Raw genomic sequence first — 8,735 nt, forward strand, 5'->3', positions numbered from 1 at the left:
GTATACTATTAGGATATATTTTAACTGATTTACACTTTGTGATGTAGAAAATCATTTAAATGTTTGTTGTTTTCGGGATTTCGACTATTATTGCTTCCTAATTAAGGAGAGTTGATTGTGGAGCCTGCCGTGCGCCGCAACATATTATAACGTCTAATTAAATGTGCTGGAGGTTAAATGCTGACCACCGATCGCGTAATTGACCACCATTCAAATAGAAGTCAAAGCACAGCAATATATCAGATGCCGCCGCGTCGGGAATATACATACGGCATTCAAGATATAACCGAGTTGTTAAAAAGATATATTGTTTTCATCGTGCCTTTTATATTATTCGGCCTTGCGTCAACGCTCTTGGCTTCGGTGCTCTATACAAGGGTCTATACGGCGTCATCGGCAATTGTGTTCGACCGCAATGACGCCCGGCCCTATGAGGCTGTGGTCGAGCTGCGAAAGCAGGAGCGTGATAAGTCGGTCATGGAAACCGAGCTTGATGTCATTCAGTCGCGCGTGTTCGCTGGAACCGTGGTCGATGCTCTCAATCTTGTTGAAGATCCCGACTACAATAGTTACCTGCCTCCGATACGCAGGGAGAGCGAAACCCTTATAGGCTCGCTGTTCGCGCCCATCGTTGGTGTGCTGTTCAATACCCAAGGGAACGGCCCGGAGATGGTTCGCCGGCGCCTTATTTCGGAAAGCGTACAGCGTAATCGTGCGATATCGTCGCTCTTGGGTTCCTACGCTGTCGATCGGCGGGGCGACAGCCTTGCGATGACTATTCGCGTGAGGCAGGCCAATCCGTTGAAGGCCGCCACGATCGCTGATGCCATTGCCGAGCACTACGTCGAGTGGACCGCAGAGCTCACGGATGAAGCAACCAAGAATACCATCGCATATCTGCGCAGCCAGCAAGTGGAGCTTGCCGGCCGGATTGCGAACATGGAGCGGGAAATTGCGACGTTTGCGACCAACAGCGATCTCACTTTTGATCCACAGGACGACCTGTTGCGGGCTCGCGTGGAGCAATTAAATGAGCAGTTGACGGTTGCACGCGTCGACGAGGCGGGGGCCGTGGCGCGATATAACGAGGCAAACGCGCTTCTCCTGTCCACTGACGAGCAATCTGTGGGTCGCGTTCTGACGTCAGACCAGCTTGACCGTCTGAGAAACGAGCAATCGCGTCTTGAGCAGCTAAGCGCGCAACTCAGTTCAAAATTTGGTAAAAATCACCCACTCGTTGTGGACACGGCTGCCGAGCTTCAGGCCAACCGCATCATGTTGGGCGACGAAGCTCGGCGAATTGTTCAGGAGTTGGCAAATAATGCCAAGATTGCTTCAATCAGGACTGAGAAATTCAATACTGAGGTGACCCTTCTGCAGAAGAGGATGGAGGGGCGCAATTTGGCTGAAATCCGTCGGCGAGAGCTCGAACGGGACTTGCTCGCTGAGCAGAAGCGCTACGACCAGATTGTATTGCGATTGGGCGACCTGGATCCCGAGCGCGGCGAGCGCAAGGCGTCGGCGACTGTAGCCTCCTATGCGGAGGTTCCAACAAACCCGTCTTTCCCAACGCCGGGTTTCGTCATTGCAACCGGTTCGTTGGGTGTTTTTATTCTGGCGATTGTCGGCGTCGTTATCGCCAATGCGCTCGATAGCCGCCTGCATCAGCCAAGGGATATCGAGGAGCTGCTGAACAGGCCGAACCTCGTCACCGTCCCCAACTTGAAAAAGCACCTATCCGGCTCGCAGACGCCGCACCAGCTTTTGATTGGCGACCCCGGCTCGGTGTTTTCCAAGGCGATGCGAAATTTGTGCATGGCCTGGGAAACCATCAATCATTCGGCAGGCGGCAAGATTGTCATGATCTGCTCGCCATCGAAAAATGACGGAAAGACGACCATTGCGCTGGGTATGGCTGCCGCCGCGAAGGCCCAGGGGTTGCGGGCGCTCATCATAGACTTCGACCCCAGCTCACAAAGTGCAGCAGGTCTTTTGGGAGTGGAGACCTCGGACACGGCGCTCTCCAAGTTCCTCGAAGGCAAGGCGGATCTGAAGAGTGTGATTTCCACTTCGTCTTCCTATCCGTTTTTGGAGGTCATTTCCTCCAGGCCGAACCTGTACAGCATTGAAGTTCTCTATTCGGAGCTGAGGGACCGGTACGACCTCATCATCATCGATCCGCCGGCGCTGGAGCAAGAAGAGGATTCGGTCTGGCTGGCATCACAGGTCGATTCCATCATCATGGTCGTGGCGGCGGTTCGCACCAAGGAACGGAACCTAGTCGATGCATTGAATAGGTTGTCGGTCAATCATCCCGTCATTTTGGGCAGCGTCGTGAACTTCTTCGGCAAGTCTCCGGACCAGGCCCGGCTTTGGTGGTTTAGGCGCCGCGATCTGGCGTAGCGATTTCGAATTTTAGGCTTTATGGGAATAGTATAATTCTAATTTTAGTTCAGTTTGTATTACCAAAGATAATATTAAATTTCGGTTGTTATTGATAATATGTTCTCTTGTCTGCAATTGTATTTCGTTAAGGGAGGGGGTTACGCAAATGACAATGACGTATCTGGATAAATTAGAGGCCGAATCCATTCACATCATGCGTGAGGTTGCCGCAACCTTCTCCCGCCCGGTCATGCTTTATTCGATTGGGAAAGATTCATCTGTCATGCTTCATCTGGCCCTCAAGGCTTTCTATCCGGCAAAACCGCCATTTCCGTTGCTTCATATTGATACGACCTGGAAGTTCAAGGAGATGATCGCCTTTCGGGATAAGACGGCGATTGAGCTCGGCCTTAATCTGCTCGTGCACACCAATCAGGACGGTATCGACCAAAACATAAACCCGTTCGATTCCGGCGCCACGGCGTACACGCACATGATGAAGACGCTGGCTTTGCGTCAGGCGCTGGACCAATACGGTTTCGATGCGGCGTTCGGGGGCGGAAGACGCGACGAGGAAAAATCGCGATCAAAGGAAAGAATATTCTCCTTCCGGGATAGCAAGCACACATGGGATCCGAAAAACCAGCGGCCGGAGATGTGGAGAACCTACAACACGCGCGTAAACCGCAGTGAATCGATCCGGGTATTTCCACTGTCAAATTGGACGGAACTCGACGTCTGGCAATACATAAATCAGGAAAATATTCCGGTTGTTCCCTTGTACCTCGCGCAACGGCGGCCGGTTGTGCGCCGTGACGGCATGCTTCTGATGGTTGATGACCACCGGATGCGCGTCACGCAGGAGGAGAGGGTGGAAGAGCTGATGGTGCGGTTTCGCACGCTTGGCTGCTACCCGCTGACGGGCGCGATCGAATCGAGCGCGCGCACTGTCCCGGAAATCATTCAGGAAATGTTGACGGTCCGAACGTCCGAACGTCAGGGAAGAGCGATCGATTCCGATGAAGAAGCTTCAATGGAAAAGAAGAAACGCGAAGGATATTTCTGATGAGGATGGTTCTCGATGACGACATTTTGATCGAACAGGACGCGCCCGTCACCAATACCTTCCTGCGCGTTTTAACCTGCGGTTCCGTGGACGACGGAAAATCCACCCTGATCGGTCGGCTTCTCTACGATACGCAGCTTATCCTGGATGACCAGTTTTCCGCGCTCAAGCGTGACACGAAAAAGCACGGTACGACAAAAGGCGATGACCATCTGGATTTCGCGCTTCTCGTCGATGGCCTGGAGGCTGAGAGGGAACAGGGGATTACGATCGATGTCGCCTACCGCTTCTTCGTGACGCCGAAGCGAAAATTCGTCATCGCAGATACGCCCGGGCACGAGGAATATACGCGCAACATGGCGACCGGTGCGTCCAATGCCGACGTGGCAATCGTGTTGATTGACGCGAGGAAGGGCGTTCTGCGCCAGACGCGCCGCCACACATTTATCGCGTCCCTTCTCGGCATCCGCCATATTGTCGTGGCCGTCAACAAAATGGATCTCATCCAGTACGATCAGGACAGGTTCGAAGCTATTTGCGGCGCCTTTCAGGCCTTCTCGGAAACCTTAGGGTTCCGCTCTGTCGGCTTTGTACCGATGTCGGCGCGATTTGGTGACAACGTCATCACCGCTTCCCCAGCCATGCCTTGGTACAAGGGGAGGAGCCTGCTTTCGCATCTGGAAACCATCGATGTCGATGAGGACCGTGTGGACCAGCCGTTTCGGTTGCCAATTCAGCTCGTCAGCCGCCCGAATCTGGATTTCCGCGGTTTTTCCGGCCAGATCGCCGCGGGCCGGGTCTCCGTCGGCGACAGCGTCGTTGTTGCGAAGTCCGGTCAATCGACGCGTGTCAAGTCCATCCTCTGTGGCCGGGATTACGTCGAGACGGCTGTCGATGGGCAAGCCGTTACCGTTGTTCTCGAAGACGACCTTGAGCTGTCGCGCGGCAACATGCTTGTCGCTCCGCAAAACCGGCCCGATCTGGCCGATCAATTCATGGCGCATGTTATCTGGTTTCACAAGGAGCCGATGATCCCAGGCAGGAGTTACATCTGCCGCACAGAGGTCGATAGCATCGGCGCAACGGTTACAACTCTGAAGCATGCGATAGACATCAACACTTTCGCGCAGAAGGCGGCAACTGCCCTTCAGATGAACGAGGTCGGCGTCTGCAATATTTCGACCCAGGCGCCCATCGTGTTCGACAGTTATCGCGACAACCGGAACACCGGTAACTTTGTTCTGATTGATCGTTTCACCAATGCCACCGTCGGCGCGGGGATGATCGATCATCCCCTGCGCCGGGCACAGAATATCCATTGGCATGCAGGCGATATCGACAAGCACGCGCGCGCAGCCCTCAAGCTGCAAACGCCCATGGTGCTATGGTTCACCGGGCTTTCCGGCTCCGGCAAGTCCACGATCGCCAACATCGTCGAGAAATTGCTCCATGCCCGCGGCAAGCACACTTACATGCTCGACGGCGACAATATCCGGCACGGGCTCAATCGCGATCTCGGGTTTACGCCGGAAGCGCGCGTAGAGAACATCCGCCGCGCGGCGGAGGTGGCCAAACTGATGGCTGATGCCGGATTGATTGTTCTCGTGTCCTTCATATCGCCGTTCCGGTCCGAGCGGAGAATGGCGCGCGAACTCTTCGAAAAGGGGGAATTCGTCGAAGTCTTCGTCGATACGCCGATCGAGGAATGCGCACGCCGCGATCCCAAAGGCCTGTATCAAAAGGCCATGGCGGGTGAGATCAAGAATTTTACCGGCATCAGCTCACCCTACGAGGCGCCGGCATCGCCTGAGATTCATCTTCGAACCATGGGGCATGAACCACTCGATCTCGCGATGCAAATCGAAAAATTTCTCGACGAGGCATGACAGCTTTTGATGATTTCCGGCCTACTGCATAGTTCCTTAAATCGGTTCTGAGTTAAGAAAAATTATGCAGTAAATACAAAGTACTACAGCGACATTTGCGCGTCATGAATGACACGCGGCTCTGTAGGGAGGAACGCGAGAGCCTGTTTTTACGCAAACGACTTTGCACAAAGGGGATGTGATGTTGGACGTGCTGGAACGGACAGCGGTGGAGGCGGGAAGAGCGATCTTGAGCGTAAAGCCGTCGTCTACCGGTACAACGATCAAGAGCGATCAATCCCCCGTGACAATTGCCGATCATATGGCCGAAGACATTATTCTCAACGCCCTGTTGCGTGCCTTTCCAGGTGTGCCTGTTGTCGCGGAGGAGGCGATGGCGGATGGACGCGTCCCGCAGATCGATGGGCATGCTTTCTTTCTTGTCGATCCGTTGGATGGGACAAAGGAATATATCAACCAAAGCGCTGACTATACGGTGAACATCGCGCTGATCGAGAACGGCATACCCGTCGCCGGTGTCGTCTATGCTCCGGCAAGGCATACCGGCTATGCCGCCCACAACGGCCGAGCMTCAAAATTTATGGTCGCGGCGGATGATGTGGTTTGCGATCGCGGTGATATTCGGTGCCGCGCGAAAGGCGGGAGCCTGACGGCTGTCGCAAGCCGGTCTCACAGCAACGCGCAAACGGAGGAGTTCCTGCGCGTGAACAGCATTACGTCCTGCCTCTCTGTTGGGTCTTCGCTAAAATTTTGCCTGCTGGCCGAGGGGATTGCCGACGTCTATCCTCGATATGGCCGGACGATGGAATKGGATACGGCCGCCGGCGACGCGGTGTTGCGAGCGGCCGGCGGGCGCACGTCTTTGGTTGACGGTACGCCGCTGACCTACGGAAAGAGACGCCAGGCGTCGGATTGCGATTTTGCCAACCCGCACTTTATTGCATGGGGAGCAGACCGGTGAGCACGAAGTCGCGGCGCATCGAGCCCTGTGAAAATGACCCGAAGACGCTGCAGGTCACGATGCCGGCCGCAGCTGTGCTTTCATTGCGGAAACGTGGGATAGCCAACCGGAGAGGTCCTGTTTGATCAGCTTGCCGAGCCTTTCGGCTTCCGGCGCATAAAACTCCACCATGCGTGCGCAGAGATCAGGCTTCAGCGGAGTGTATTTCGTCTCGTGGGCGATGACTGATCTCAATCTCTGCATGACGAAGTTGCTGCGGAATGGCGCGAGAACGGGCTTCAGCGGTTTAAGAATCTGACGCAGGCCGGGAGAGACAATTGGATCGGTCTTGTCCTTTACCTTTTTCGCTACAGGAGGGATCCGTAATTCTGCTTCCAACTTCAGGAAGCCACGGACTGCATCCAGCTGTCCTTGGGGATCGGTGCGGATATTTTCGTACAGTAACACCTGCAGCTGCTGGGCAGGAAACAGGTCGAAATAGGGCTGCAGCTGCTGGTGATAGAGCCCTCCGTTGAGGAACCGGCCACCAGCAGCACGGCGCGGGTCGAGATACTCTGCCACATCGCGCCCGACTTCCCCGCGACGAAATAGCATACAGTAGTCGGAATATGCGCGGTCCACGGGATTGCGAAGCTGCGCGATCAGCAGAACACCTGGTATCGCCTGCCTGATCCTTTCTGCAACGCCGGGAGTGTCCATGTATGAGTTGGATTTTTCTCCGATCAGGCGACGGTCTCCTGTGCTGTCGAACTGTGCAAGATACCATTCGTCTCCCTTGTCGTAGTTCCTGCTGAAATAATGCAGCTCAGGATCCGGCATGCAAACCGTGGCATCTTGCTGAAGGGATTGCTGCAGCCACGTCGTCGCACTTTTGGTTGCGCCAATGATCAGAAAATTGATGTCTTCGACCTGCATAGCAACTCCTTCCCCTTGAATTCATTCGAACTCGGCTCTGCCGGCAAGCCGCCGATAAATATTCACGATGGAATCAACGTGGCGAGCTACGCCATAGTGGGCGAGCGCCGATGTTCGCGCTGTTTCGCTTATCCGACGCCACTCCGCCCGGTTCGTGAGCAAGATATTCATCGGCTCGACAAAAGCGGACGGGTTTTCAGGCTGGACTAAAAAGCCGGTCTCGCCATGATCGATGGCCTCCGGATTGCCTCCGTGATCGGTCGCAATGACCGGCGTTCCAAGCAGCATAGCCTCGATCAGGGTCCTGCCGAATGGTTCGTTCACGGCCGGAACCAGGAGAATATCGACGGAGCACATGTAGGGGGCGACGGGCAGGCGAAAGCCCATCAAATGGATCCGGTCGGCAATACCGAGCTTCTGCGCCAACGCCTTAACCTCACCATCCATCCGGATGCCATATTGTTCGGGCGGGCCGAACAGCAGGCCGGCAATTGGAACGTCCGGGTGCTGCATGTGAAAGGCATGAACGGCCTCCACGAACCGGAGTGGCCGTTTGCGGTCTATCAGAGCGCCAAAGTACCCGACAAAATGGGTGTCCTCACGCAGTCCCAGCTCGCGCGCCACGGCAAGGCGGCACTCATCGCGATCGGGTATGTCCGTTGGATGGTCGAAAGGACTGTGGATCACAGACAGCCTGTTTTTCAGGGAAATGACAGGCGCGGACGGCTGCGCGAATTTCGATACCGTTACGACATGGCTCGCCAGCAGAGGTGCAAGCAGGTTGACGCCCTTGGCCGTCGGATCGCCGCGATGGTGCCAAAGAAGCTTTGCCCCRGACAGAACCGTCGGAAGTGCCCATGTTGTGTGAACCAGGCCGTTGTTGGTGTGGACGATGTCAATTTTATGCTGACGCAGAAAGCGCAGAAGTTTGAACATGGTCCACGGATATTTCACAGCCGCCAATGCCCTGCGCTGAACACTATTGCCGTGACGCGGCCTTAAAACGTCAGCATCATCGATGCCGATATAGCTGATGTTTTTTCCATTTAAGTATTTTGAAAAATCGCCTTTGTTGCTATGCAGCATAATGACTGGCTGTACTTTGGTTCTGTCGAGGGCCAAAATAAGGTGTACAGCGGAAATGTCGCTTCCACCGAAATCGTCGCCAGCAAATGGAAATGCAACAACTATTGGTTTTGTTTCCAAGAAGTCTAATCCCCACGGCGCATCACGGAATATTTAAGATCATAGTATTCAAAGACATTATCAGTCGAGAGAATAATGAGAACTTTTCGGATGCGACCGCTCTGTTTTGCAGATCAGATTGATTCTGACGAGAAAAGRGAGCACTTTGTTGCAAATAGTGGCCGGCTTTCTAGGTTGTCCCGCCCGCCGCTGCACGACGTTTTAATTGGAAAAAAGGCGGGGGAGGGCCGTTACGGATGAGGAGCATTGGTCCGCAGGTTATTGCGTTGCGACCAAGCAGACCGCAATATTTGATCACTTCGTCGTTGCGTGTGGC

General features: G+C 54.6%; 6 protein-coding genes. 4 read left to right on the forward strand and 2 right to left on the reverse strand.

The window, feature by feature from the left end:
* The first annotated feature begins 177 nt into the window (after positions 1–177).
* The 4 genes from AC1D17_RS26290 (at position 178) to cysQ (ending at position 6,298) form a co-directional block, all read left to right on the forward strand.
* Positions 178–2,403, forward strand: a complete 2,226-nt coding sequence (locus AC1D17_RS26290) for a GumC family protein (protein ID WP_477568210.1) — start codon at positions 178–180, stop codon at positions 2,401–2,403.
* Positions 2,404–2,551: 148 nt separating this feature from the next.
* Positions 2,552–3,451: a sulfate adenylyltransferase subunit CysD gene (gene cysD, locus AC1D17_RS26295; protein WP_477568211.1), complete on the forward strand. Its 900-nt coding sequence runs from the start codon at positions 2,552–2,554 to the stop codon at positions 3,449–3,451.
* 5 nt (positions 3,452–3,456) lie between these two features.
* Positions 3,457–5,337, forward strand: a complete 1,881-nt coding sequence (cysN, locus tag AC1D17_RS26300; protein ID WP_477568215.1) for a sulfate adenylyltransferase subunit CysN — start codon at positions 3,457–3,459, stop codon at positions 5,335–5,337.
* Positions 5,338–5,518: 181 nt separating this feature from the next.
* Positions 5,519–6,298, forward strand: coding sequence for a 3'(2'),5'-bisphosphate nucleotidase CysQ (gene cysQ / locus AC1D17_RS26305; protein ID WP_477568212.1), 780 nt, complete (start codon positions 5,519–5,521; stop codon positions 6,296–6,298).
* A 54-nt stretch (positions 6,299–6,352) separates the two neighbouring features.
* On the opposite strand, the gene AC1D17_RS26310 is transcribed toward cysQ, so the two are convergent.
* Both AC1D17_RS26310 and AC1D17_RS26315 read right to left on the reverse strand, forming a co-directional pair.
* Positions 6,353–7,213: a sulfotransferase family protein gene (locus AC1D17_RS26310; RefSeq protein ID WP_477568213.1), complete on the reverse strand. Its 861-nt coding sequence runs from the start codon at positions 7,211–7,213 to the stop codon at positions 6,353–6,355.
* 21 nt (positions 7,214–7,234) lie between these two features.
* A complete protein-coding gene (locus tag AC1D17_RS26315; RefSeq protein WP_477568214.1) occupies positions 7,235–8,419 on the reverse strand; it encodes a glycosyltransferase in 1,185 nt (394 codons plus the stop codon).
* Positions 8,420–8,735 lie beyond the last annotated feature (316 nt).

It is taken from the genome of Pararhizobium sp. P1_E7 (assembly GCF_056405855.1).